Raw genomic sequence first — 21,687 nt, 5'->3', positions numbered from 1 at the left:
CGACCTCACAACAGGCACGCACCCTGCCGACGGCACCCGAACCGGGGATCCTGGCCGCGTTCGAGGCGGCCAAGGGGTTCATGCCCGTGGACGAGGGGCTCGCCCTGTACGCGGCGGCGGTCGAGGCCGGCCGGATGGGGCTGCCCCTGCTGGAGATCGGCTCCTACTGCGGCCGTTCCACGGTCCTGCTCGCCGACGCGGCCCGCGCCGCCGGGGTCACGGCCCTCACCGTGGACCACCACCGCGGCAGCGAGGAGCAGCAGCCCGGCTGGGACTACCACGACCCGGAGACCGTCGACCCCGAACTGGGTCTGATGGACACCCTCCCCACCTTCCGGCGCACCCTGCACCGCGCGGGCCTGGAGGACCACGTGGTCGCCCTGGTCGGCCGCTCCCCCCGCGTCGCCGCCCTCTGGGCCGCCCCGCTCGCCCTCGTCTTCATCGACGGCGGCCACACCGACGAGCACGCCACCGCCGACTACGAGGGGTGGGCCCCGCACATCGCCGAGGGCGGCCTCCTCGTCATCCACGACGTCTTCCCGGACCCGGCGGACGAGTTCACCGGCCAGGCTCCCTACCGCGTGTACCTGAGGGCACTGGCGTCCGGCGCGTTCACGGAAACCTCGGTGACCGGCTCCTTGCGCGTCCTGCGGCGCACGGGCGCGGGCGTCTGATCCCCGACGCTAGGGTGACTGCGTGTCGTACACAGGTCCCGAATTCGATCAGCCCCCGCCCCCGCGCTCCCGGCGTCGCACCCTGACCGTGGCGCTCGCCGCGCTCGTGCCCGGGGCGCTGCTCGGCTGGGCCGTGTACGCGGCCGTGGGCGGGTCGGGGGACGGCACGGGCTCGGGCAGCGCCGCCGCCTCCTCGTCCGCCGCGTCCCCCACGCCGTCGCCCTCGTCCGCGACGTCCGGGAGCACGTCGCCGTCGGCCGGTCCCGAGGACAAGGCACCTTCGGCCTCCGCACCCGCGAAGTCCCCGTCGGCCTCCGCCTCCGCGCCCGCCGCTACCGGCCCGCTCAAGGGCAAGGTCGTCGTCATCGACCCCGGTCACAATCCGGGCAACGTCCGGCACACCTCGGAGATCAACCGGCAGGTGGACATCGGGACCAACCGCAAGGCGTGCGACACCACCGGCACCGCCACCAACGACGGCTATGCCGAGGCACAGTTCACCCTCGACGTCGCCCACCGGATGCGTACGCTGCTCGAACAGCAGGGCGCCACCGTGAAACTGACGCAGGACGCCGACCGGCCGTTCGGGCCGTGCGTGGACGAGCGGGCCCGGATCGGCAACAACGCACAGGCCGACGCCGTGGTCTCGATCCACGCGGACGGCTCCGGCACCGGGAACCGCGGCTTCCACGTCATCCTTCCGGGCAGTGTGCACGCCGGCGCGGCCGACACCCGCCCCATCGTCGAACCCTCCCGCGAACTCGGCGAACGCATCGCGGGCAACTTCGTGCGCGTCACCGGCAGCGCGCCCTCCAACTACGTCGGCGGCGGCACCGGTCTCGTCACGCGTAAGGACCTGGGCGGTCTCAATCTGTCAACGGTTCCCAAGGTGTTCATCGAGTGCGGCAACATGCGCGATAGCAAGGACGCGGCACTGCTGACCAGCGGTGCCTGGCGGCAGAAAGCGGCGCAAGGGATTTCCGAGGGAATCGTGAGTTTCCTGCGCGGGTAGGGGTCAGCGCGCTGATCCGGGCGGACATCCCGATCCCGCGGACGATAGTGTCGTCCGTACGATGAGGGGCGCCACCCCCGCGCTTCGCACCGGACGCTTCGGGCGACATGGTGACAGCGACGCCTCTTCCGACGACGAGACGACCTACGAAGGACCTGAAGTGAATATCCGCTCCCTCACTCGAGGCGACGGCGTGGTGATCGGAGCAGCGGTATTGCTGTTCATCGCGTCGTTCCTCGATCTCTATTCGATCGATGGCGCCCCGGACAGCGCGGACATCCCCAACCTGTGGGACAGCGGGCCCGTGGTGCTCGGCATCGTGCTGGCGGGGATCATCGGTGCCGCGCTCGTCGTCGTGGCCCGGGGGCTGCCTCAGCCGCGCAAGATCGTCGGCCTCGACCTCGGCCAGTTCGGCGTCGGCTTCACGGTCTTCGCCGCGTGGTGCGCGCTCGGCAACATCTTCGACCCGACCGGTGGATTCGACGGCGAGGGTGGCTTCTCCGACGACATCGGCGCCGGCACGGGCCTGATCCTCGCCCTGATCGCCACGCTCGTCATGGCCGCCGCCGCCGTCGCGACCCCCCTGGTCCCCGCCCTCAAGGGCTCCCTCCTCCCGGCCGCCGGTCCCGCCGCCGCCCCGCAGCCGTACGGCGCCCAGCCGCCCGGTGGTTACGGCTACCCGGGTGCCGGTGCGCAGCAGGCGTCCTTCGGTGGCCAGCCGCAGCCGGGCCATCCCGGTCAGCCCGGGCAGCAGCCCTTCCCGGGCCAGCCGCAGCAGGGGCAGCCCGCCGCTCCCGCGCCCGCCGGTGACTTCTCGCCGTTCTGGTTCGCCGTGCCGGTGCCGCGTCCGCTCTACCCGGAGGACGGCTCGCCCACGCCGATCGCGGAACTCGCGCCCGGTACCTGGTACCTGGCGGTCGAGCAGCGCGGCCAGTCGCTCATCGCGCAGACGCAGGACGGCCGTCGCGGCGTTCTGCAGGACACGTCGGGTATCCAGCGCGGCTGATCCCGGCCCCCTCCTCGTCACGGCCCCCCGCCCTTCCCGGGCGGGGGGCCGTTGTCGTCGGTGCCGCCCGCGGCGGGCACGTGGCTCGTTTAACCGAACCCCATAGTTAAAACTAAATCCACTGGTACTACTCTTCGGGCAGGACAGAGCGCCCTCCACGGGCGCCCCATGTCAAGAAGGGCATGCCACATGGGAGCAGCACCCAGACCACCCGGAACCAAGCGGCCGCGGCTGATCGCCCGCGGCTGGGTCCAGGCGGCGGTACTCGTCACGCTCGGCGGTTTCTTCGTCCTCGGTTTCCTGGCGATCCGGACCTATCAGGCCCAGCCCCCCATACCCGAGCGCACCGTCACCGCCGCCGGCGAGGTCGTCTTCACCGGTGACGACGTCCGCGAGGGACAGAAGGTGTTCCTGCGCACCGGGCTGATGCAGTACGGATCGATCTACGGCCACGGCGCCTATCTGGGCCCGGACTTCACGGCCGACTACCTCAACCGCAGCGCCACACTGGTACGCGAGTCCTACGGCGGCGACTCGGCGGACGCCCACGAGCGCACGGTCGACGACTACCGCACCAACCGCTACGACGCCTCCACCAGCACCCTGGTGTGGAGCGACGCGCAGGCCGCCGCCTTCGCCGAACTGACCGAGCACTACGCCGGCCTGCTCGGCAGCCCCGACGGCAAGCAGGGCCTCAAGCCGGACGCGATCACCGACCCCGGCGAGATCCACGACGTCACGGCCTACTTCGCCTGGACGGCGTGGACCGCCGCGGCCGAACGTCCCGGCCACGACTACTCGTACACCAACAACTGGCCCTCCGAGCCCCTGGTCGACAACGAGCCGACCGGTCACACCGTGACCTGGAGCGTGCTGTCGCTGATCTTCCTGCTGGTGGGGACCGGTGCGCTGTTCGCCGCCTTCGGACGCTGGAACTTCCTCGGCTGGCACCACCGCGACCATCGCGAGCTGCGCTTCCACTCGCCCGACCGGGTCACGCTCACCCCGGCGCAGCGCGCCACGGCGTGGTTCTTCCTCGTCATGGCCGCCCTGTTCCTGGTCCAGGTGCTGCTCGGCTCCGCCGCCCAGCACTACCGGGCCGACCTGCAGAGCTTCTTCGGCGTCCCGCTCGACCGCTGGCTGCCCTACAACCTGGTCCGCACCTGGCACACCCAGCTGTCGATCTTCTGGGTGGTCACCTCGTTCCTGGCGATCGGCATCTTCATCGCCCCGCTGATCTCCCGCGGCTGGGAGCCCCGGCGGCAGGCCCTGCTGACCCGGATCCTGCTCGGCGCGCTGGTCGTCGTGGTCGTCGGCAGCCTGCTGGGCGAACTGGCCGGTCAGCGCGGCTGGCTCGGCGACCTGTGGGCCCAACTGGGAAACCAGGGCTGGGAGTACCTGGACCTCGGGCGCGTATGGCAGGTCCTGCTGACCCTCGGCATGGTGATCTGGGTCGTCATCCTCTTCCGCGGGCTGCGCCGCCGCCTCCGGGGGGAGAGCGTCGCCAACATGCCGTGGCTGTTCTTCCTGGCCGCGCTCGCCCTGCCCGCGTTCTACGCCGTCGGCCTGCTGGCCAGTCCGGACACGCAGTTCACCGCCGCCGACTTCTGGCGCTTCATCGTGGTGCACCTGTGGGTCGAGGACTTCATGGAGCTGTTCACCACCGCGACGGTCGCCTACCTCTTCGTCCTGCTCGGTGTCGTCCGCGAACGGGTGGCGCTGTCCGTCATCTTCCTCGACATCGTGCTGTACGGCGCGGGCGGCGTGATCGGCACCATGCACCACCTGTACTTCTCGGGCGAGCCCGCCGAACACCTCGCGCTCGGCGCCACGTTCTCCGCCCTCGAAGTGGTGCCCCTGCTCTTCCTCACCGTGGAGGCGTGGAGCTTCCTGCAGATGGGCGCCCGCCGCCACAGCCCGTCGGGCACGCCCTTCCCGCACCGGTGGGCGGTCATGTTCCTGGCCGCGGTCGGCTTCTGGAACTTCCTGGGCGCCGGGGTGTTCGGCTTCCTGGTCAACCTGCCGATCGTCTCCTACTACGAGATGGGCACCGGACTGACGGCCAACCACGCGCACGGCGCGATGATGGGCGTCTACGGCATGCTCGCGGTCGGCTTCGCGGTGTTCGCGCTGCGGTATCTCATCCCCGAGAACAAGTGGTCGGACCGCTGGCCCCGGCTCGCGTTCTGGTCGCTCAACCTGGGCCTGGCGTGGATGTCGTTCGCCACCCTGCTGCCCAGCGGCGCCCTCCAGTTGTACGAGGTGGTCGAGAGCGGCTACGCGGACGCCCGCAGCCTCGGCTATCTCCAGGGCGACACCAACGTGTTCCTGGAATGGCTGCGCCTGCCCGGAGACGTGGTGTTCATCGTCGGCGGTGTGCTGCCGCTGCTGTGGATGACCTGGCTGGGCGTACGCCACCGCGTCGGCCGTACCAGGCAGCCCGGGGACACCGAGGTGAGCCTGCTGTTCACCGAGGTGGGAGCCGACACCGACGGTGAGACGGAGAGCGAGACGGACGGCGACCCGGACGGCGAGACGGACGGTGCGAAGGAGGTGTCCCCATGAGCGGCGAGACCCTGCTCGCCGCCGGATACGTGACCCTGCTCCTGCTGGTCGTGATCGGCCTCGACGTCTACGGCCGGCAGAGCACCGGCGCCTGGGAGTCCCGGATCTTCGCGGGCTACCACCGGGCGGCCGGGCGGACCCCGGAGCGGGCGGACCCCCATGAGTGGCCGCACTCGGAGGTGCACCGCTTCCACCGGGCCGTCTCGCTGTTCGTCTCCGTGGTGGCCCTCGTGCTCACCGGCGCCGAGGCGGTCCGCCACCACGCACCGGCGGAGGCCGCGCTGCTGGCCGCGGTGGCCGTGCCGCACGGTGTGCTCCTGGCCCTGCTGGGGCGCAGGCTGCGGCACGCCAAGGTCTCACCGCCCGGGTGAGCGGGGCCACGGCCCTACACGGTAGGGGTTAGAAACAGATATTCCTGTTTCTAACCCCTACGGTTGTATCATCCTGACATGACCCCACGAGGCCCGCTCACCGACCCCGGCACCCATGCTCCGGCCCAGCGGGGAAAGCGTGCCGCCGTCCTGCAACTGCTGCGCGAGGCGGGCAAGCCCCTGAGCGCCGCCGACACCGCCACCCGCGTGGGCGTGCATCTCAACACCGCCCGCTTCCATCTGGACGCGCTCGTCGCCGAAGGCCTGGCGGTGCGCGACACCGCGCCGCGCGACGAACCGGGGCGGCCGAAGGTGGTGTACTCCGCCGTCGCCGCCGAGGGCCCGGACGGCTCCCGCAGTTACCGGCTGCTCTCCGACATCCTCCTCGGCGTCGTCTCCTCCACCGTGGACGATCCGGTGGCCGCCGCCACTCGGGCCGGTCACGCGTGGGGCTCGTATCTGACCGACGCACCCGCCCCCACCGAGCGGATCGGCGCGGCGGAGGCGGAGCGCCGGCTGGTGGCGACCCTGGAGGCCGTGGGCTTCGCGCCGGAAGCGGTGACGGAGGCGGTGGAAGAGGCGGGCACGGAGGAAGAGGCAGCGGCGGAGGCGGGCCCGGGCGGGGCCGGCGGGCGGAAGCTGCGCCTGCACCACTGCCCGTTCCGTGAAGTGGCCGAGCGCCGCCCGGACATCGTGTGCGCCATCCACCTGGGCCTGATGCGGGGCACGGTGGAGACGCTGCGGGCCCCGCTGGCCGCCGACGGCCTGGAGCCCTTCGTCACCCCGCACGTGTGCGTGGCGACCCTGCGCCGCACGGACGCCGCCTGAGCCCCGGCACGGCTCAGCGGCCGACGGGCTCCCCCTGCTGCTGCGCGCCTCCGGTCTCCTCCCCGATCCGGGCGATCAGCCCGTCGAGCACCTGCTCGGCCTGCTCCGGGTCGAAGTCCTCCCCCAGCCGTTTGCGCACGCCGTCGTCGCTGAGGAGATGATGCACGGCCGGCGTCACGCCCTGCCGCGCGAGACAGTTCCGGGCGCACTGCAGCACACATCCGTCGACGGCGATGACCGGCCGGCCGCTGCGGGCCTTGCGGACCAGGCTCGGCACGTCCCCGCCGACGCCCGCGATGCACGACATCTCGGCGATGCCGCGCCGGTCGAGCTGGACGGCGATCCAGTTGGTCATCTGAGCCGCGCTCGAGCAGCCCGAGCAGGAGTAGACGAGCGGCAGATCACGGCGGCGTTTCACAGGGGACCTCACTCACAACGGCGGGGATCGCACGGTGCGTTCCCCCGCAGCGTAGGAGCGGTGGCCCGGCGGACGCAGGGGTCCGTCGGGCCACCGCCCGGGGCCGTTCGGCCCCTTCGGCCCGGTCGGCGCACGCGGTTCGGCGCAAGCGGTTCGGCGCACGCGGTTCAGCGCACGCGCAGGATGCCGTGCGCGCCGCGTTCCGCGTCGGTCATGACGTGGGTGACGAAGGGGTAGTTGCCGGGCTCGGGCAGGGTCAGTTCGACGAATCCGCCCGACGCGGGCGCGAGATCGAGCACCTGCGCGCCACCGCGCTCCCGGTTCCCCGGCCGCAGCTCGTAGGCGCCCTCGCGGAACACCGTGTCGAACTGCCCGCCCACCACATGGAAGGCACTCGGCACGTTCGGTCCGGCCGTCAGCACCCAGATCCGTACCCGCTCGTCGGCCTTCGCGGTCAGCGGGTCGTGGTCGTACTGGTTGGCGTACCCGTTGAAGGCGACCATGTCGGGCTCCTTCGCCTTGAGTTTGTCCGCGTCGGCGGTGCCGTTCTGCTCGCCGAGGTAGAACTCCGACTGGACCAGCAGGTATTCGCGGTCCACGCGCGGCAGCCCGGGCGGGTCGATGACGACGGCGCCGAACATGCCGTTGGCGATGTGCAGGGACATCGGCATGGTCGAGCAGTGGTACATCCACACCCCGCTACGGGTGGCCGTGAAGCGGTACGTCAGTGACTCGTCGGGCCCGATGGTACGCATCGGCTTGTCCGGGGCGAGCGCTCCGGCGTGGAAGTCGACGGAGTGGCCGATGGTGCCGTCGTTGACGAGGGTGATCTCGAAGGTGTCACCGACGCGGCCGCGCAGCACGGGCCCGGGGGCCGTTCCGTCGAAGGTCCACAGCGTCTGCCGTACGCCGGGGGCGACTTCGGTCTCCGTCTCCTTCACGGTGAGGGTGCGCTTGTGCACGGTGGGCCCGGACGCGTCGCCGGCGGGCGGGAGCTGGGCGTCGCGGGCGGTGAAGCCGTCGGCGGGTTCGGCCATCGGGTCGAAGGCGTCGGCGGCGGAGGTGCCGTCGCCGTCGGGGGCCGTCCCGGTGTGGTCGTGCGCGGTGCCGTGCTCCTGGGCGTCGGCCGCCCGTCCGTCGTCGCCGCCGCCGGTGACCCGTACGGCGAACACCATGCCCATCTGCCGGTGCCCGACCACCGAGCACCAGCCGTCCAGGTTCCGTCCGACGACGCCCGCGTCCAGCGTCGCCCGCTTCCCCGGGGCGATCCGGTCGGTGCGGGCGCCGGTCTCCAGGACCAGGTCGTGGGTGTCGTCACCGGTGTTGTGCAGCTCGATCACCAGGCGGTCGCCCGCGGGCACGTCCACGGTGGCCGGGGAGAAGCGCATGTTCCGCACCGTCACCTCGACGGTGGTCGTGCGGCCGGTCGGTGTCACCTCGCCGCCGTCCGCGCTCGTCGCGGCGGACCGCTCCAGGACCGGCAGCGACCGCACGTCCGCCGCGCCACCGCCCGCGACGGCCAGCATCACGACGGCGAGCCCGAGGGCCACGCCCCCGAGCACCCGATGCGCCGGAGCGGGGGCGGGCCGGGGCGCCGGCTCGGCCGTCGAGCCCTTCCGCCGGTTGCGTATGCCCCGTACGACCGTGAGCAGCAGCAGGACGAGGAAGTACAGCAGCATCACCAGCAGCAGCACCGAGCAGACCACCCGGACCATGGACGGCACCGGCAGGACGCAGAGCAGCAGCGCGGCGTTGGTGATGGTCAGCCGGGCGGGCCAGGCTCGTTCGAGCCCGGCGGTGGCCGCCCGTACGGCCAGGGGGCCGCCGCCCAGGACCACGGGCACGAGGAAGCTGAGGGCGCCGAGCAGCACCTGGGCGATCCAGCCCGCGGCGAGCGGCGCGGTGAGCAGCGACGTGCGCTCCCCCACCGTGACCCACGAGGTCGTGGAGAGGAGGATGCCGGCCAGGGCGAGCAGGGACCCGGCGAGCCAGAGGCTGCCCGCGGCCACCGACCAGGCCGCGAAGGAACTCGGGGCCTTCGCCCGGGCCTCGCGCACCCAGGGGATGCCGGCGACGACGAGCCCGGCGGCGTAGGCGGCCACGCCCGGGGCGGCCAGCGGCGGGGGGCCGAGCAGCGCGGCGGCGACGGCCGCGCCGAGCCCGGCGAGCAGGACGGGGAGGGCCCGGCGTCCGGCCCGTTCCGCGCCGTCGGCGACGCGGGTGCGCAGCATCGTGGGCCACAGGGTGATCAGGGTTCCGGCCACGGTGAGGCCGACCCAGCCGAGCAGGTTGATCATCTCGTGGGCGAGCAGCAGCCGTTCCGGCAGGTCGCCGCCGAGGTCGCCGCGGGCCATGACGACGCCCAGCGCGGCGCCCACGGGCAGCAGGGCGGCGGCGGCGATGTAGTAGCGCACGGTCATGGAGAACCGGCCGGGCAGCGCCCGGCGCAGCAGGCGGACCAGCCAGCAGGCGTGGGCGGTGACGGCGGCCGCGACGAGGCCCGCGCCGACGAGCACGACGGGCCAGCGGTCGGTGAACATGCCGCCGATCACGGCGACGGCCCCGGCGTTCAGGCAGACCAGCCGCAGTGCGGCGGGGGCGCCCCGGTTCGCCTCGGGCAGCCGGAGCACGGACGCGGCGAAGTGCCCCGACCAGATGACGACGGCGTTGGTGACCGCGCCGAGGAGGAGGGTGTGGACCAGGAGCCAGGAGGCGTGCGGCAGGAAGTGGTGGGCGCTGCCGACCCCGGCGAACAGCGCGAGCCAGGCCACCACGATCGCGTTCACTCCGAGGTGCCACAGGGCGCGCGGGGAGCGGCCGGGCGGCTTCGGGGCGGGTGCGTTCGCGCTGGGGGAGGACAGGTGCGTGGTCACCGGGTGTTCCTCGGGTCGGCGTGGGCGGGTGCGACGGGTGGAGCGGATGAGGCGGCGCGCCGGGTGGCCGCGACCGACGCGGTCGCCGCCGTGAGGACGAAGAGCAGCACCGCGGCGATGTTGAGGGCCCCGCCGAGCTGCCAGGCGCCGTGGATCTCCCGCAGGTCGCCAGCGAGGACGCGCAGGGCGAGGGAGGCGTGCAGCAGCCAGGCCGCCACCGCGAGGCCGGGGTGGTAGGGCAGCGGGCGGCGCAGTACGGCGGGCAGGATCACCGGGGCATGCGCCATGATCATCGACATCACGAAGCCGAGGAACACGGCGTGCACCACGGCGTCGTAGCGGCTGCCCTCGACGACGGGACCGCCCAGCAGCCACAGGGCGCCGGCGAGGCCGAGCCACGCGTACCCGGCGAGCAGGCAGGCGGCGGTGAAGCGGGGCAGTCCCGTGGAGCGCAGCAGCCGGCGGGCGACGTCGTGGACGCCGAGCCAGGCGACGAGGGCGAGCAGGGCGGCGCCGAGGAGGAGGGTGCCCGTGGCCGGCCACATCAGGGTGGCGACGGTGCCGGTGGCGACGGCTGCGACGCAGGCCAGGAAGGTTGGTTCGGCGTGCGGGGTCAGGGCCGCCACCCGGGCGAGTTCCAGGCGCTCGCCCGCGATGGTCAGGACGAGGAAGGCGGCCAGCCAGGGCAGCATGCGGGGGACGTCGATGCCGCCCAGCCACAGCAGTGCCGCACCGAGCGCCGATACGGCACCCGCCGCCTGGGCGAGCAGGGCCGCGCTCGGCTGCCGCCGCCAGAAGCGCACGTACAGCGCGGTCAGTACGGCGGTCCCGGCGACGAGCAGCAGCCGCGGGACGGCCAGGTCCACGGGGCCGAGCAGCAACAGGCCCCCGGCGCCGAGCGCGGCGGGGGCCAGGTAGGGCCAGCGGCCGCCCAGCGCGACGGCGCGTTCCAGCGCGACCAGCGTGCCGGCGAAACCCAGGACCAGCAGCACCCCGTGCACCTGGGGCAGACGCTCACTGGTGACCGGGGCGGGGAGTCCGAGCAGCAGGAGGGCGGCATCGAGCCCGGCGAGCAGACAGGCCCCGGCGGCGACGAGCAACGGCGCCCGCCGGGCACCGGCCCGCCGGGCCTCGGCACCGAGGGGGGTCACGGGGCCACCTCCGGCAGGCCGGCGCCGTACGAAGGGCGCGCGGACGGGGCGACGGTGCCCGGGCGCGGGCCCCCGCCGGGCGGGGTGCCGGGACCCGGCCGCCAACAGCCCACCGACGGCGTACCGCCACCGGACAGCACCGGCGCGCACCCGGCGGAATTCCGGCGCACGACAGCACCGGCACACGCCGACCGCACCACCACGCCACCCGTCCCACCCGCCGCTGAGACGCCACCGAAGGCGCAGAAGCACCCACCCGGCGACATGCCGACGCCGTGCCGCGCACGCACCCCCGACCAGGCACCGCCGGCCGGACGGAGACAGCCCTCGGGCCGAACACCGACGCCCGACCGCCCACCCACGCACCCGGCGGAATTCCGGCGCACGACAGCACCGGCACACGCCGACCGCACCACCACGCCACCCGTCCCACCGGCCGGTGAGGCGCAGCCGGAAGCGTAGGAGCGCCCACCCGGCAGCGCGCCGGCCATGCCGTGCCGCGCACGCATCCCCGGCGAGGTGCCCCCGGGCGGGACGTCGGCGCGCGCATGCCGGGCCGTCACGACGCCTCCCCCGGGCCGGCGTCGGCGCTGCCGCCCCGCCCGGTCGGCGGCGGGCCCGTGTCCAGGTGGAGGCGGCAGGCGTGGGCCTCGGCGAAGGGGAGGAGTTCGATCTCCTGGCGGTCCTCGCCCAGCGCGGCGAGCGCGGCCCTCGCCAGCCCCTCGTGGACGCCGCAGATGACGCCGGGGTGCTCGCGGGCCGTCTCGACGAACGGGCAGCGCGGCAGCCGGACCGCGCGTGCCTCCGCGTCGGCCTCCGGGGCGAAGCCGATCTCCCCGAGGAGGTCGAGCAGCCGCTGCCGTGCCTCCCGCGGGTCGGCCGACGGCTCCTGCCCGGCGGTGAGCACGCGCCCCCAGTCCTCGCCCGCCGCGAGCGCGTCCCCGCGCGGATCGGCGCTGGTGCGGGCGATCCGCGCGGCCAGTACCGCGGCGAGCCCGGCGTACTCCCGGGCGGGGGACTCCTGCGGCGGGCGGGCCCGGTAGCGCCAGGCGGGCCGGCCGCGTCCGGCGGGGGCGGAGCGTTCGCGGGCCGCCAGGCCGTCGTCGACCAGGGCGTCCAGATGCTCGCGCACGGTGTTGACGTGCAGCGCGCACACCTGGGCGAGCACGGTGGCGGTGACGGGACCGGACTGGCCGCGCAGGTACTGCAGGACGCCGCGCCGCTGCCGGGACAGCGGGACGCGGTGCGATCCGCTGCCGGGAAGTGGGCCGTTATTTTCCACGGTCATGTCCGTACTATATTGCAGGTACCGGCCCGGTCCATTCGGACGGGTCGCCCACGGCTGGAAGGAACGGCCCCCTGATGAGCACCCTGACCCTCGCATCGGACCCGAAGGACGCGGCGGCCGTCGAAGCCGTCGAGGCCCATCACGCCCAGCTGGCCGGTGAGCTCGCCGGACGGGTGGCGATGCTGATCGCCGCGGCGGACCGCGACCCGGCCGAGGCCGGCGAGGTCCGCGCCGGACTGGTGGCCTTCTGCGACCGGGACCTGCTCCCGCACGCGGTCGCCGAGGAAAGCACCCTGTACGCCGCCGCCCGCGACCTGCCCGAGGCCCGTCTCCTCGTCGACGGCATGCTCGCCGAGCACCGCCGGCTGACCGCCCTGGTCGACGCGCTGCGCGAGTCCGGACCCGCCGTGCGGACGGCGGCCGACGCCCGGGCGCTCCAAGTGCTGTTCGAGGAGCACCTGGACAAGGAGAACGCACTGATCCTGCCGCTCCTCGCCGGTGCCCCGGACATCTCACTGGCCGATCTGCTGGGCGGCATGCACGAACTGCTCGGCGGCGGCGAGGAGACCGAGGGCGAGTCCTCGGGCGGCGGCTGCGGCGGCGGTTGCGCCTGCGGCGGCTCGGACGACGCCGACGTGCCCGAACTCGACGTCCGTGAGGTCCCCCACGCGCTGCGGCACGCCACCGTCTTCGGGGCGCTCGGCGCCGTGAAGGCCGGGCGGTCCATGCTGCTCGTGGCGCCGCACGACCCGTTGCCGCTGCTGCGGCAGATCGAGGACCGCAACCCCGGTGTCTTCGCCGTGGAGTACCAGGAGCGCGGCCCGGAGGCGTGGCGGCTGCTGCTCACCCACCGCTGAACCTCCGGCCCGGCCCCGGACGTTGCGGGTTTCAACCGGCCGTTCGGGGCCAGTCGGAAGGTATGTCCCCTCGATATCGCACTGGTTCCAACTCCGCGGGGACGGCCGTCGCGGTGATCGCGGACATCATGGCCGTCATCCTCGGACTGTGGATTCTGATGTATCTGCTGGACGCCAACCGGGCCAACGACCTGGTCCGGTTCGTCCATGACGCGGCCGACTGGCTGGCCGCCTGGTCGCGTGATCTGTTCACTTTCGACGAGGAGTGGGCCCGGGTCGTCGCCGGCTACGGACTCGCCGCCGTCGTCTATCTGTTCATCGGCCACGCCATTGCGGGCCGGCTGGGCCGGCGCTGACCGGCCGGTCCGGTCGCGGCCGCGTCTACGCGTGCGCGCAGCAGTCCGGGTCCAGTCCCTCGGGCAGGCGGTCGCCGCCGAAGACCGCGCAGGTCGGCTCGTGGCCGCCGAGCGCGGAGACGGCCAGCAGCAGTGAACCGGCCGTCCATGTCGTCAGCTCGCGCGGCCAGACCGCGTCGTCGTCGAAGACGTACCCCGTCCAGTACAGTCCGCTCTCCGGATCGCGCAGGTGCTGGATCGACTGGAGCACCTCCAGCGCACGGTCGGACTCGCCCACCGCCCAGAGCGTCAGGGCGAGTTCGGCCGACTCACCGCCCGTCACCCACGGGTTGGGCACCACGCAGCGCACCCCGAGGCCGGGCACGACGAACCGGTCCCAGCCGTCCTCGATCCGCGCCTTGGCCTCGGCGCCGTCCAGCGCGCCGCCGAGCACCGGGTAGTACCAGTCCATCGAGTAGCGGTCCTTGTCCAGGAACCGCTCCGGGTGCCGCCGGATCGCGTGCCGCAGCGCCCCCGCCGCCAACTCCCAGTCCGGCTGCGGCTCTTCGCGCTGCTCGGCGATAGCGAGGGCGCAGCGCAGCGCGTGGTGGACGGAGGAGGATCCGGTGAGCAGGGCGTCCGCCGCGGGCGTGCCGTCGTCGTCGCGCCGCCAGCCGATCTGCCCGCCGGGCTGCTGAAGCCGCAGCACGAACTCCACCGCCGCGCACACGGCCGGCCACATGCGGTCGAGGAACGTGTCGTCACCGGTGGAGAGGTAGTGGTGCCACACCCCGACCGCGATGTAGGCGACGAAGTTGGTCTCCCGGCCCCGGTCGGTGACGTCGCGCGGGTCGCCGTCGGCGTAGGCGGCGTACCAGGAGCCGTCCTCCAACTGGTGCCGGGCCAGCCACAGATAGGCCCGCTCGGCGGCCTCGTGCTCGCCCGCCGCGTCCAGGGCCATCGCCGCCTCGACGTGGTCCCACGGGTCGAGGTGGTGACCCCGGAACCACGGGATCGCCCCGTCCTCCCGCTGCACGGCGAGGATGCCGGCGACGGTCGCCGCGGCCTGCTCGGCCGTCAGGACGCCGGGCAGGACGAGGTGTTCGGTCCGGGGCGACCGGGGGGACCTGGAGGTGGTCACGCGGCGTCCGCCTCGGCGCGCGGCAGGTGCGGCTTGGTCGCGTACGCCACGAAGCTCTTGCCGATCAGCGGGTTGAGCGCCTGCTCGGCGACCCGGGTGGCCAGCGGCTTCTTCATGATGTCCCACACCAGCAGCTTGTGGTACGCCCGCACCGGCAGCGCCTTGTCGTTGTCCACGCCGAACGCGCACTTCAGCCACCAGTACGGGGAGTGCAGCGCGTGCGCGTGATGGGTGCCGTACGGGCGCAGGCCCGCCTCGCGGATCCTGCCGAGCAGTTCGTCCGCCTTGTAGATGCGGATGTGGCCGCCCTCGACCTCGTGGTAGGCGTCGGAGAGGGTCCAGCAGACCTTCTCCGGGCCGTAGCGCGGCACGGTGATCGCGATCCGTCCGCCGGGCTTGAGCACGCGCACCATCTCGGCGAGCACGCCCTTGTCGTCGTGGATGTGCTCCATCACCTCGGAGATGATGACGACGTCGAAGGACTCGTCAGGGAAGGGCAGGGCGAGGGCGTCGCCCTCCATGGCGGTGGCGGTGGCCCCGGCGGGCGCCTCCCCGGCCTCCTTCATCGCCGCGAACCACTTGGCGACCTCGCGGATCTCCTCCCCGTTCTGGTCCAGCGCCACGACCCGCGCACCGCGCCGGTAGCACTCGAAGGCGTGCCGGCCGGCCCCGCAGCCGAGGTCCAGGACACGGTCGCCCGGGGCGAGCGGGAACCGGGAGAAGTCGACGGTCAGCACGTGGCCCTGCTTTCACGGTCGGAACGGTCGGAGTGGCCGGAGCGGTCGGAGGCTGCGGAGGGTTCAGGCCTGCGGGAGAGGCCGTCGGCCGCGTTCACCGGGACGGGGGCGGAGCCCGCGTCGGCGGGGGTGTCGAGGGTGGCGTCACCTGCAACGCCCGGCGCCTGCCCGCGCGGAGCCGAAGCCCGTGCCGGAGCCGAAGCCCGTGCCGGAGCCGAAGCCGGTGCCGGAGCCGGAGCCGAAGCCCGTGCCGGAGCCGAAGCCGGAGCCGGAGCCGAAGCCCGTGCCGGAGCCGGAGCCGGAGCCGGTGCCGGTGCCGTCGTACGCGTCACACCGCCGGCGTCGCCCCGCCCGGCCGCGCGGTCCATCGCCTCCCGGTAGTGCGCCACCGTGCCCTCGGCCGCGCGGGCCCAGGTGAAGTGCCGCAGCACCCGCTCGCGCCCGGCCGCGCCGAGGCGGGCGCGCAGCTCCGGGTCGCCGAGCAGCCGGGTCAGCGCGGCGGCCAGCGCCCCGGACTCTCCGGGCGGTACGGCGAGACAGGTCTCCCCGTCGCGCCCGGCCACCTCGGGGATCGCGCCGCCGGTCGTGGCGACCAGCGGGGTGCCCGTGGCCATGGCCTCGGCGGCGGGCAGGGAGAAGCCCTCGTACAGCGACGGCACGCACGCGACCTGCGCCGAGCGCACCAGGTCGACCAGTGCGGCGTCCGAGATGCCCTTGACGAACTCGACGGCGCCCTCAAGGCCGTACCGCTCCATGGCCTGGGCGACGGGTCCCTCCTCGGGCCGCTTGCCGACCACGACCAGGTGGGCGTCGGGCTGCTCGGCCCGCACCTTCGCCAGCGCCTCGACGAGGAAGACCAGCCCCTTCAGCGGCACGTCCGCGCTGGAGGTGGTCACGATCCGGCCGGGGACGACGGCCACCGAGGGATCGGGGGAGAACAGGTCGGTGTCGGCGCCGATGTGGACGACGTGGATACGGTCCCGCCGTACGCCGAGATCGTCGATGATCTCCTGGCGCGAGGTGCCGGAGACGGTGAGCACGGACGGCAGGCGGCGCGCCACGCGTTTCTGCATCCGGGTGAAGGCGTACCAGCGGCGCACCGAGTAGCGCCGCTGCCAGTTCTCGGCGGCGTCCAGCTCCAGCCGCCGGTCGACGGTGATGGGGTGGTGGACGGTGGTGACGAGGGGGGCGCCGAGGTCGCCGAGGAGGCCGTAGCCGAGCGTCTGGTTGTCGTGGACGACGTCGAAGTCGCCGCGCCGGGCACGCAGATGGCGGCGGGCGCGCAGGGAGAAGGTCAGCGGCTCGGGGAAGCCGCCGGTCCACATCGTGCCGACCTCGAGCGCGTCGACCCAGTCGCGGTACTCGTCGCGCCCGGGGGTGCGGAAGGGGTCCGGCTGGCGGTAGAGGTCGAGGCTGGGCAGCTCGGTGAGGCTCAGCCCGTCGTACCCCTCATCGAGTACGGGGTAGGGCTGGGCGCCGATGACCTCGACGCGGTGTCCCAGGCGGGCGAGTTCGCGGGAGAGGTGGCGTACGTAGACGCCCTGGCCGCCGCAGAACGGGTTTCCCTTGTAGGAGAGGAGTGCGATCCGGAGCGGTCGCAAGCCGTCGGATGCGGGGCCCGCCGAGGGCCCGGCCTGACTGGCCTCAGCGGTCACTCTGGGCCCCCTTCTGCCTGCACTGTCCCGCGAGATTACGCCGGGACGCTAACCTAGAACAAGTTTCAGAGTTGATCGTTCGGAGGATCCGAATCTACCGGCAGGTAGGGATGCTGTGAGCAGTGGATCAGGTGATTCACGCCACGGCGGACGGCGTGCCATGCTGTCCGATCATCAACCCTCACCGACTGTCACGGACGGGACCCATGCCCGCGGAAGTCCACAGGCCCCAGGCGCCCAAGAAGGCGAAGCCGGCAGCGGGCGCCGCACGCCCCGACCCGGCCGCCGGGCGCGCCGACTCCGCCTCCCCGCTCACCGAGCGGCAGGAGGCCCGCCGGCGCCGCATCCTCCAGGCGTGCACGCAGCTCGCCGCCCGGGGCGGCTTCGACGCGGTGCAGATGCGCGAGGTCGCGGAGTCCTCCCAGGTGGCGCTCGGCACGCTGTACCGCTACTTCCCCTCCAAGATCCACCTCCTGGTCGCCACGATGCAGGACCAGCTGGAGCACCTGCACGCGACGCTGGCCAAGAAGCCGCCGGCCGGTGACACCCCGGCCGAGCGGGTCGCGCAGACCCTGATGCGCGCCTTCCGCGCGCTCCAGCGCGAGCCGCACCTGGCGGACGCGATGGTGCGCGCGCTGACCTTCGCGGACCGCAGCGTGAGCCCGGAGGTCGACCAGGTCTCCCGGCTGACCACCCGGATCATCCTGGACGCGATGGAGCTCACCGACCCCACACCGGACCAGCTGGCGGCGGTGCGCGTCATCGAGCACACCTGGCACTCGACGCTGATCACCTGGCTCTCGGGCCGCGCGTCCATCGCCCAGGTCAGGGTCGACCTCGAGACGGTGTGCCGGCTGATGGACCTGTCGGCGACATCGGGAACACCCGACACCGACTGAGCGCCACCGGGGTCGAAACTTTCGACACCCCGCCGCCGGCCCGGATGACCCACCCCGAGCACGAGACACCTCAATCGGCCAACTCCCGCTCCACCCCGCCCGGATGGTTGACCCCTGCCCCATCCCTCCGTATCGTCTCCGCAGCAATCGGAGCCGAGTCCGAAATTTTCGCACCACCGCACAGTACGTACACAGCGCACAGCACGGCATTCCCGCCCGCCGAGTCGCATCGCACGGGCCCCATCGAAGGGAAGGCATGCGCATGATCGGAATGCGAAAGCGAAGGCGATCGAGAAGACCGTTACCCCCCGGCACGAGGACCACAGGCGCCCCCTCCCGACGCCGGCTCCGCGCCGGCCTCGGCGCCACGACCACCGCCCCGCTCACCGTCACCCCGCTCGCGGCACTCCCCCAGACCACCGCCCACGCCGCCGACACGCTGGGCGCGGCAGCGGCCGGACAGGGCCGCAACTTCGGGGCCGCCGTCGCCGCGAACCACCTCGGTGAGTCGCAGTACGCCACCACGCTGGACCGCGAGTTCAACTCGGTGACGCCCGAGAACGAGATGAAACAGGTCGGCGCCTGTACGGCCGCCTGACCGGCCCGCCCCGAACCGCCCGCACCCGCGGCCCTAGACGAGTTATTCCGAATGCTGACGGTGCGTCCGGGAACACAGACAGGGCGTCCAAGATCGATCTGTGACGAATGACCTGGACGCCCTGCTGACCGCACTGTACGTGAAGATCGATGACGAGATTGGAGATACCCGATGGCTGGGCCGCCCGCCGCGATTGACGGACTCCGAACTCGTCTGCCTCGCCGTCGCCCAGGCCATGCTGGGTTTCGCCTCGGAGTCCAGATGGCTGCGGTTCGTCCACTCCCGGCTGGGCGCGATGTTCCCGTACGTGCCGAAGCAGCCGGGCTGGAACAAGCGGCTGCGGGCAGCGTTGCCGCTGGTCAAGCGCGTGATACGACTCCTTGCAGCGGACACCGACTTCTGGTTCGACAACCACTGGATCATCGACTCGACCCCGGTGGAGTGCGGCCGCTCGCGGCCCACGGTGAAGCGGTCGGACATGGCCGGCTGGGCCGGATACGGATACTGCGCCAGCCACTCGCGGTTCTTCTGGGGCCTGCGGCTGTACCTGGTGTGCACCCCGACCGGCATGCCGATCCTGTGGGCCTTGGCCAACCCCAAGCTGGACGAGCGCGAAGTGCTGATGGCGATGCTGGATCGCGAGCCGGACGCGGTCACCGGCCGGCCCGGCCTGCTGTTCATCGCGGACAAGGGCTTCGCCTCCAAGGAGTTCGAGGCCGATCTGGCCTTGCGCGGGGCGGCGTTGCTGCGGCCGTCGTTCAAACGGGAGAAGCGCCGCGCGGGCGAGTCGCTGCTGAAGTCGGTGCGGCAGCTGATCGAGTCGGTGAACGACACCCTCAAGGGCCAGCTCGACCTGGAACAACACGGCGGCCGGACCTTCGAGGGCGTCGCTACCCGCGTCGCTCAGCGCGTCCTCGCGCTGGCTGCGGCGATCTGGCACAACCACAAGACCGGACAGCCGGTCATGCGATCCCTGATCGCCTACGACCACTGATCACATCGGAATGACTCGTCTAGGGGAGCCGCGGGTGCGGGCTCCGTCCCACCACCGCCGTGACCGAGGTCACGGCGGTGCTCACCTCCCTCTCCCACCTCGCTCGCGCCTCGCGACCGCACCCGTCGGGCCGCTCCTTACGCCGTTCATACGTGCGGGTAGAGTGGCGGCGTCGTCATCACACCCGTACGGGGGGAAGCCGGTGCAATTCCGGCGCTGACCCGCAACCGTGAGCCGTCCGCGAGACGGTGAGCCGGACTGCCCCGCACGGTCGTGACCGGCTCACGTGCCCGGCAGCCCGCCGGCGCACGGGCACCGTCGAGGTATACGGAGCCGAGCCGCCGGGGTGTCCCGCGCTGCCCGGCCCTCTTCAGGGAGAGGCACCCGCCCGATCATGAATGTCCGCCGCAGCGCCGCGGTCCTGGCCGCCGTCGCCGTGATCGGCGCCGCCGCCGCACCGGCAGCCGCCGCCGATTCGTCGCCGTCCCCGTCACCGCTTCCCTCCGCCCTGTACGGCGACAGCGACCCGCAGTACGACGGCGTCTGGCGCCAGTCGCTCGCCCTCCTCGCGCAGCACACGGCCGGCGTCGAGCCGCCGAGGAGCGCCGTCGACTGGCTGACCGGCCAGCAGTGCGCGGACGGCTCCTTCGCCCCGTACCGCGCCGACCCGTCGAAGGCGTGCGACGACAAGACGATGGTCGACACCAACCAGACCGCCGCCGCCGTCCAGGCCCTCGCCGCGCTCGGCGGCCACGACGACGTGACGAAGAAGGCCGTCGGCTGGCTGAAGTCCGTGCAGAACGAGGACGGCGGCTGGGGTTACACCGCGGGCGGCGCCAGCGACACCAACTCCACTTCGGTCGTCATAGGCGCGCTCGCCGCCGCCGGCGAGCAGCCGGCCGAGGTGACGAAGGACGGCAAGTCCCCCCACGACGCCCTGCTGGCGCTGGAGCTGCCCTGCGAGGACGACGGCGGGGGCGCGTTCGCCTTCCAGCCGGACAAGAAGGGCAAGCTGATCGCCAACGCGGACGCGACGGCGGCGGGCGTGCTCGGTCTGCTGGGCGCGGGCCTGGCCGCGAAGCCCGGTCAGGACGGTACGGCGCGGGACGATGCCGCCAAGGACGGTGCGGACGGCTGTGAGGAGGCGAAGACGCCCGAACAGGCCGCCGCCAACGGCGCCGCGTACCTGACGGACGCGCTGGCCAAGGACAGTCATCTCGTCTCCGCCCTCCCCGGCGCCGAGGACCAGCCCGACTACGGCAACACCGCCGACGCGGTCGTCGCGCTCGCCGCGCAGGGCGCGACGGAGCAGGCGGGCAAGTCCCTGGCCTGGCTGCGGAAGAACGCCGGTGACTGGGCCGAGCAGAGCGGCCCCGCCGCCTACGCCCAGCTGATCTTCGCGGCCCACGCCACGGGCGCGGACCCGCGCGCCTTCGGCGGCACGGACCTGGTGCGGCAGCTGACGGCGACGGGCCCGGCCGCCGAGAAGACCACGCGGGCGGCGAAGGACGAGGAGCAGAAAGGCGAGTCGGACTCGAGCAGCATGAGCGTCTGGTGGGTGGTCGGCGTCTGCCTGGTCGCCGGTATCGGCATCGGCTTCCTGATCAGCGGCCGCAGGAAGCAGCAGTCGTGATCCGCCGGGCCACCGCAGTGTTCCTGGCCGCGCTCCTGCCCCTGCTGGCAGGAGCGGGCCAGGCCCAGGCCGCCGGCTACCGCTACTGGTCCTTCTGGGAGCGCAGCGGCACGGCATGGACGTACGCCACCCAGGGCCCGTCCCTCGCCCGCCCGGCCGACGGCGACGTCCAGGGCTTCCGCTTCTCCGTGAGCGAGAACTCCGCGGACGCGGTGAAGCCCCGGGGCACGGCGGACTTCGACACCATCTGCGCGAAGACCCCGGCCCGGGACGGCGAGAAGCGCGTCGCCCTGGTCCTCGACTTCGGCACCCCCGCGGACGCCCCGTCCGGCGAAACCCCGCCGGCCGGCCGCACGGCCTGCGCGCAGGTCCCCGAGGACGCGACGACGGCCGATGCCCTGGCCGCGGTGGCGGGCCCCCTGCGCTACGACACGAACGCCCTGCTGTGCGCGATAGCGGACTACCCGAAAAAGGGCTGCGGAGAACAAATCTCCCAGAAAAACCCCACCGCACCTCCGGAGAACAACGCGAGCCCATCCGACTCGGGGCCGTCAGTGGGCCTGATAGCAGGCATCGCAGTGGTCGCGGCCCTGGCAACAGCAGCAATCTGGCAGGCCCGCCGCCGTGCGTAACGATGGCAGCCGCGGGCAGT

The 21,687-nt window shown here is 73.0% G+C and carries 19 protein-coding genes, 1 pseudogene and 1 riboswitch; of the genes and pseudogenes, 13 read left to right on the top strand and 7 right to left on the bottom strand.

All coding sequences use genetic code 11. From position 1 onward, the window contains the following. Positions 1 to 23 precede the first annotated feature (23 nt). The 6 genes from AC5L3C_RS26885 (at position 24) to AC5L3C_RS26860 (ending at position 6,456) form a co-directional block, all read left to right on the top strand. Positions 24 to 674, top strand: coding sequence for a class I SAM-dependent methyltransferase (locus AC5L3C_RS26885; RefSeq protein ID WP_493654041.1), 651 nt, complete (start codon positions 24 to 26; stop codon positions 672 to 674). 22 nt (positions 675 to 696) lie between these two features. Continuing rightward, positions 697 to 1,686 (top strand): N-acetylmuramoyl-L-alanine amidase, encoded by a 990-nt coding sequence (locus AC5L3C_RS26880; protein ID WP_493651407.1) that lies wholly within the window; start codon positions 697 to 699, stop codon positions 1,684 to 1,686. 160 nt (positions 1,687 to 1,846) lie between these two features. Next, a complete protein-coding gene (locus tag AC5L3C_RS26875) occupies positions 1,847 to 2,692 on the top strand; it encodes a DUF5336 domain-containing protein (RefSeq protein WP_125506774.1) in 846 nt (281 codons plus the stop codon). A gap of 189 nt (positions 2,693 to 2,881) precedes the next feature. Then, positions 2,882 to 5,257: a nitric-oxide reductase large subunit gene (locus AC5L3C_RS26870; protein ID WP_493651406.1), complete on the top strand. Its 2,376-nt coding sequence runs from the start codon at positions 2,882 to 2,884 to the stop codon at positions 5,255 to 5,257. Further along, positions 5,254 to 5,628 (top strand): hypothetical protein, encoded by a 375-nt coding sequence (locus AC5L3C_RS26865; RefSeq protein ID WP_125506772.1) that lies wholly within the window; start codon positions 5,254 to 5,256, stop codon positions 5,626 to 5,628. The genes AC5L3C_RS26870 and AC5L3C_RS26865 overlap by 4 nt, the downstream gene beginning before the upstream one ends. A gap of 78 nt (positions 5,629 to 5,706) precedes the next feature. Continuing rightward, entirely contained in the window at positions 5,707 to 6,456 is a 750-nt protein-coding gene (locus tag AC5L3C_RS26860) for a helix-turn-helix transcriptional regulator (RefSeq protein ID WP_493651405.1), read from the top strand. Between the two features lie 13 nt (positions 6,457 to 6,469). On the opposite strand, the gene AC5L3C_RS26855 is transcribed toward AC5L3C_RS26860, so the two are convergent. The 4 genes from AC5L3C_RS26855 to AC5L3C_RS26840 all read right to left on the bottom strand — a co-directional run bounded on the left by AC5L3C_RS26855 (position 6,470) and on the right by AC5L3C_RS26840 (position 12,186). Continuing rightward, the gene (locus tag AC5L3C_RS26855; protein ID WP_206302321.1) at positions 6,470 to 6,874 is read right to left on the bottom strand and encodes a putative zinc-binding protein; all 405 of its coding nucleotides are present in this window, start codon (positions 6,872 to 6,874) and stop codon (positions 6,470 to 6,472) included. Between the two features lie 167 nt (positions 6,875 to 7,041). After that, the gene (locus AC5L3C_RS26850; protein ID WP_493651402.1) at positions 7,042 to 9,747 is read right to left on the bottom strand and encodes a multicopper oxidase domain-containing protein; all 2,706 of its coding nucleotides are present in this window, start codon (positions 9,745 to 9,747) and stop codon (positions 7,042 to 7,044) included. After that, entirely contained in the window at positions 9,744 to 10,898 is a 1,155-nt protein-coding gene (locus tag AC5L3C_RS26845; RefSeq protein WP_493651401.1) for a DUF8744 domain-containing protein, read from the bottom strand. Before AC5L3C_RS26845 ends, AC5L3C_RS26850 begins: the two co-directional genes overlap by 4 nt. A 559-nt stretch (positions 10,899 to 11,457) precedes the next feature. Then, on the bottom strand, positions 11,458 to 12,186 hold the full coding sequence (locus tag AC5L3C_RS26840) for a helix-turn-helix transcriptional regulator (protein WP_493651400.1): 729 nt from the start codon (positions 12,184 to 12,186) through the stop codon (positions 11,458 to 11,460). A 74-nt stretch (positions 12,187 to 12,260) separates the two neighbouring features. Here AC5L3C_RS26840 and AC5L3C_RS26835 point away from each other — a divergent pair, with 74 nt between their 5' ends. Together AC5L3C_RS26835 and AC5L3C_RS26830 are read left to right on the top strand one after the other, a co-directional pair. Continuing rightward, positions 12,261 to 13,043, top strand: a complete 783-nt coding sequence (locus tag AC5L3C_RS26835) for a DUF2249 domain-containing protein (protein WP_493651398.1) — start codon at positions 12,261 to 12,263, stop codon at positions 13,041 to 13,043. Between the two features lie 62 nt (positions 13,044 to 13,105). Then, positions 13,106 to 13,399, top strand: coding sequence for a hypothetical protein (locus AC5L3C_RS26830; RefSeq protein ID WP_493651397.1), 294 nt, complete (start codon positions 13,106 to 13,108; stop codon positions 13,397 to 13,399). Between the two features lie 25 nt (positions 13,400 to 13,424). On the opposite strand, the gene AC5L3C_RS26825 is transcribed toward AC5L3C_RS26830, so the two are convergent. From AC5L3C_RS26825 to AC5L3C_RS26815, 3 genes are read right to left on the bottom strand one after another with little or no spacing between them, the layout of a single operon-like run. Further along, positions 13,425 to 14,519, bottom strand: a complete 1,095-nt coding sequence (locus AC5L3C_RS26825; RefSeq protein ID WP_493651396.1) for a prenyltransferase/squalene oxidase repeat-containing protein — start codon at positions 14,517 to 14,519, stop codon at positions 13,425 to 13,427. Then, positions 14,516 to 15,256: a class I SAM-dependent methyltransferase gene (locus tag AC5L3C_RS26820; protein WP_493651395.1), complete on the bottom strand. Its 741-nt coding sequence runs from the start codon at positions 15,254 to 15,256 to the stop codon at positions 14,516 to 14,518. The genes AC5L3C_RS26825 and AC5L3C_RS26820 overlap by 4 nt, the downstream gene beginning before the upstream one ends. Beyond that, positions 15,250 to 16,911: a glycosyltransferase family 4 protein gene (locus AC5L3C_RS26815; RefSeq protein ID WP_493651394.1), complete on the bottom strand. Its 1,662-nt coding sequence runs from the start codon at positions 16,909 to 16,911 to the stop codon at positions 15,250 to 15,252. Before AC5L3C_RS26815 ends, AC5L3C_RS26820 begins: the two co-directional genes overlap by 7 nt. 206 nt (positions 16,912 to 17,117) lie before the next feature. Here AC5L3C_RS26815 and AC5L3C_RS26810 point away from each other — a divergent pair, with 206 nt between their 5' ends. The 5 genes and pseudogenes from AC5L3C_RS26810 (at position 17,118) to AC5L3C_RS26790 (ending at position 21,667) form a co-directional block, all read left to right on the top strand. After that, entirely contained in the window at positions 17,118 to 17,810 is a 693-nt protein-coding gene (locus AC5L3C_RS26810) for a TetR family transcriptional regulator (protein WP_493651392.1), read from the top strand. Positions 17,811 to 18,081: 271 nt separating this feature from the next. Then, positions 18,082 to 18,381: pseudogene (locus AC5L3C_RS26805) on the top strand (endo-1,4-beta-xylanase); the annotation flags it as partial. Between the two features lie 127 nt (positions 18,382 to 18,508). Then, entirely contained in the window at positions 18,509 to 19,402 is an 894-nt protein-coding gene (locus AC5L3C_RS26800; RefSeq protein ID WP_493651354.1) for an IS982 family transposase, read from the top strand. Between the two features lie 193 nt (positions 19,403 to 19,595). Then, positions 19,596 to 19,657: riboswitch (cobalamin riboswitch) on the top strand. A 139-nt stretch (positions 19,658 to 19,796) separates the two neighbouring features. Next, positions 19,797 to 21,035 (top strand): SCO2321 family membrane protein, encoded by a 1,239-nt coding sequence (locus tag AC5L3C_RS26795; protein WP_493651390.1) that lies wholly within the window; start codon positions 19,797 to 19,799, stop codon positions 21,033 to 21,035. Beyond that, positions 21,032 to 21,667 carry an SCO2322 family protein gene (locus tag AC5L3C_RS26790; protein ID WP_493651388.1) on the top strand — a complete coding sequence of 212 codons (636 nt, stop codon included), beginning with the start codon at positions 21,032 to 21,034 and terminating at the stop codon, positions 21,665 to 21,667. Before AC5L3C_RS26795 ends, AC5L3C_RS26790 begins: the two co-directional genes overlap by 4 nt. Positions 21,668 to 21,687 lie beyond the last annotated feature (20 nt).

The organism is Streptomyces speibonae (assembly GCF_984686075.1).
Note: the sequence above shows the minus strand (reverse complement) of the source record. Positions and strands in the feature narration are given on the sequence as shown.

Excerpts from the sequence above, each read along its gene's own strand:
- AC5L3C_RS26810 (WP_493651392.1), top strand. The coding sequence starts at position 17,118 with ATGCCCGCGGAAGTCCACAGGCCCCAGGCGCCCAAGAAGGCGAAGCCG.
- AC5L3C_RS26870 (WP_493651406.1), top strand. The coding sequence starts at position 2,882 with ATGGGAGCAGCACCCAGACCACCCGGAACCAAGCGGCCGCGGCTGATC.
- AC5L3C_RS26835 (WP_493651398.1), top strand. The coding sequence starts at position 12,261 with ATGAGCACCCTGACCCTCGCATCGGACCCGAAGGACGCGGCGGCCGTC.
- AC5L3C_RS26840 (WP_493651400.1), bottom strand. The coding sequence starts at position 12,186 with ATGACCGTGGAAAATAACGGCCCACTTCCCGGCAGCGGATCGCACCGC.
- AC5L3C_RS26795 (WP_493651390.1), top strand. The coding sequence starts at position 19,797 with ATGAATGTCCGCCGCAGCGCCGCGGTCCTGGCCGCCGTCGCCGTGATC.
- AC5L3C_RS26865 (WP_125506772.1), top strand. The coding sequence starts at position 5,254 with ATGAGCGGCGAGACCCTGCTCGCCGCCGGATACGTGACCCTGCTCCTG.
- AC5L3C_RS26830 (WP_493651397.1), top strand. The coding sequence starts at position 13,106 with ATGTCCCCTCGATATCGCACTGGTTCCAACTCCGCGGGGACGGCCGTC.
- AC5L3C_RS26860 (WP_493651405.1), top strand. The coding sequence starts at position 5,707 with ATGACCCCACGAGGCCCGCTCACCGACCCCGGCACCCATGCTCCGGCC.